This is a genomic window from Actinomadura darangshiensis (assembly GCF_004349235.1).
In the GTDB taxonomy this organism is placed as follows: Bacteria; Actinomycetota; Actinomycetes; order Streptosporangiales; family Streptosporangiaceae; genus Spirillospora; species Spirillospora darangshiensis.
The window spans coordinates 1-2,993 of sequence record NZ_SMKY01000534.1 but is presented as its reverse complement, the minus strand read 5'-3'; the positions used below and the strand labels follow the sequence as shown (position 1 = coordinate 2,993).

Sequence of the window (2,993 nt, the reverse complement as noted above, 5' to 3'; positions counted from 1 at the left end):
GTCCCGCCCCTACATCGGCGGCAGCACCGACGGCACCGCCTGGGACCTGGTCATCGGCTACAACGGCCTCGGCCGCGTCTTCGGCGAGAACAACGGGCCCGGCGGACGCGGCGGACCCGGAGGCGGCGGCGGATTCGGCGGGCAGTCCGGCGCCGGGCGCCTGTTCAACGACATCCTCGGCGGCCAGATCTCCTGGCTGATCCCGTTCGCCGTCCTCGCCCTCGCCGCCGGGCTCGTCCTGCTGCGGCGCCGCGCCCGCACCGACCCCGCCCGCGCCGCGCTGCTGCTGTGGGGCGGATGGCTCGCCGTCCACTACGTCATCTTCAGCTTCGCCCAGGGCACCTTCCACCCCTACTACTCCACCGCCATGGCACCCGCGATCGCCGCGCTCACCGGCGCCGGAGCCGTCCTGCTCTTCGGGGCGCACCGGCGGTCCACCGCATGGGCGTCGGTGCTGCCCGCGGGCATCGCGGTCACCGGCGCCTGGGCGTTCGTGCTGCTGGACCGCACGCCGTCCTGGCATCCGTGGCTGCGGTGGGCCGTCGCCGCCGCCACCGTCCTCGCCGTCCTGGCGCTTGTGGCCGGACGGTTCGTCCGCCGCGCCGGGACGCGCGCCGGGACGCGCGCCGCCGCCGCCGGGCTCGCGCTCGCGGTGGCCGCGGGCCTCGCGGGACCGGGCGCCTATGCCGCCTCGGCCGCGTCGACCACGTCCAACGGCACCAACCCGCTGGCCGGCCCGTCCTCCGGGAACGGCTCCGGCGGACCCGGCGGACGCGCGGCTCCCGGGCGCGGCGGGCCCCCCGGCATGCCCGGCGGGCAGCCGCCGAACGGGCAGCGGCCCCCCGGGCAGGGCGACGGCGCCCAGAACGGGCAGGCGCCGGACGGGCGGCCGGGGCAGGCATCGGACGGGCGCGGCCGGCGCCCCGGCGGCGCCGGCGGATTCGGCGGCGGACCCGGCGGACGCGCCGACTCCCAGATGATCTCCTACCTGGAGAAGAACCAGGGCGGCGCCGACTGGCTCGTCGCGGTCTCCAGCGCCCAGGAGGCGTCGTCGATCATCCTGCAGACCGGGCGTCCCGTCATCGCGATGGGCGGCTTCACCGGCAGCGACCCCGCCATGACCGCCGCCAAGCTCCAGCGGTACGTCGAGGACGGCAAGCTCCGCTACGTCCTCCTCGGCGGCCGCATGGGCCCCGGCGGCGGAACCGACACCGGCGTGACCGCCTGGGTCCAGCAGCACGGGACCCTCGTCGACGCGAGCGAGTACGGCGGCACGTCGTCCGACGCGTCCTCCGGCACCACCGGCGCCCAGCTGTACCGGCTCGGCTGACCCGCAGGGAAAGGCACATGACCTCCACGATCCAGGCCGCCCCGCCCTCGCCCCGCACCCCGCACGGGTGGGGCGGCCACCCGCGACGGCTGGCACGATGGCTGGCACGGCGGCTCCTGCGCGGGCCCGCCGGCGACCCCGCCTGGGCCCGGCCCGCGCTGCTGGTCCTGCTCGCCGCGACCGGGGTCCTGTACATCTGGGGGCTGGGCGCGTCCGGGTGGGCCAACGCGTTCTACTCCGCCGCCGTCCAGGCGGGCGCGACCAGCTGGAAGGCGTTCTTCTTCGGCTCCTCCGACGCCGCGGGCGCCATCACCGTCGACAAGACGCCCGCCGCGCTGTGGCCGATGGCGCTCGCCGCCCGCGTGTTCGGCGTCAACACCTGGAGCATCCTCGTCCCGCAGGCGCTGATGGGCGTCGCGACCGTCGGCGTCCTGCACGCCGCCGTCCGGCGCCGGTTCCCCGCCTGGGCGGCGCTGCTCGCCGGCGCCGCGCTCGCGCTGACCCCCGTCGCCGCGCTGATGTTCCGGTTCAACAACCCCGACGCGCTGCTGGTGCTGCTGCTGACCCTCGGCGCCTACGCGACGCTCCGTGCGCAGGAGACCGCGAGCACCCGCTGGCTTCTGCTGGCGGCCGCGTGCGCGGGCACCGGGTTCCTGGCCAAGATGCTGCAGGCGTTCCTGGTCGTCCCGGTGTTCGCGCTGGTGTACCTGGCCGCCGCGCCGGCGCCCGTGCGGCGGCGGCTGTGGCAGCTGGCGGCCGCCGGGGGAGCGCTGCTGGTGTCGGCCGGATGGTGGGTCGCGGCGGTCGCGCTGGTGCCGGCCTCGTCCCGCCCCTACATCGGCGGGTCCCAGCACGACTCCGTCCTGGAACTGGCGCTCGGCTACAACGGGCTCGGGCGGCTCAACGGCGAGGAGACCGGCGGTCTCGGCAACCTCGACCAGGACGCCGGATGGGGCCGCATGTTCGGCACCGTCATCGGCGGCCAGATCTCCTGGCTGCTGCCCGCCGCGCTGATCCTGCTCGCCGCCGGCCTGTGGGCGACGTGGCGCGCGCCCCGCACCGACCCCGCCCGCGCCGCGCTCGCGGTGTGGGGCGGCTGGCTGCTGCTCACCGCCGCGATCTTCAGCTTCATGCGGGGGATCTTCCACGAGTACTACACCGTCGCGCTCGCGCCCGCGATCGCCGCGCTCACCGGCATGGGCGCCGCGCTGCTGTGGGAACGGCGCCGCGCGCCCGAGGCCGCCGCGATCCTCTCGGTGACCGTCGCCGTCACCGCCGTGTGGGCGTACGTGCTGCTCGGCCGGTCCCCGGACTGGCGGCCCTGGCTCGCCCCCGCGGTCGTCGCGGCCGGGCTCGTCGCCGCCGCCGGGCTGGCGGCCGTCCGGGTGCTGCGCGGGCCCCTCCTCGCCGGGGTCGCCGCCCTGGCGGTCGCGGCGTGCCTCGCCGGGCCCGCCGCGTACGCCGCCGAGACCGCCGCGACCCCGCACACCGGCGCCATCGTGACCGCGGGCCCCGCCACGTCCGGCGGGTCCGGCCCCGGACGAGGCCCTGGAACCCGGCGAGGGTCGGCGCGGGGTCGGTTCCGTTGAACCCGCCGACGGCCATGACGGGTTCGCCGGCGGCGAGCTGGAGGCCGGCGGCGGTGTTGGACCCGACGGCGGCG

General features: G+C 77.5%; 2 protein-coding genes. Both read left to right on the top strand.

The genetic code is table 11. From position 1 onward, the window contains the following. On the top strand, positions 1-1,330 hold a 1,330-nt coding region (locus E1293_RS48330), incomplete at its 5' end, for a mannosyltransferase YkcB-related protein (RefSeq protein ID WP_481726117.1). A 17-nt stretch (positions 1,331-1,347) separates the two neighbouring features. After that, a complete protein-coding gene (locus E1293_RS46000) occupies positions 1,348-2,919 on the top strand; it encodes an ArnT family glycosyltransferase (protein WP_132206316.1) in 1,572 nt (523 codons plus the stop codon). The last annotated feature ends 74 nt before the right edge of the window (positions 2,920-2,993 follow it).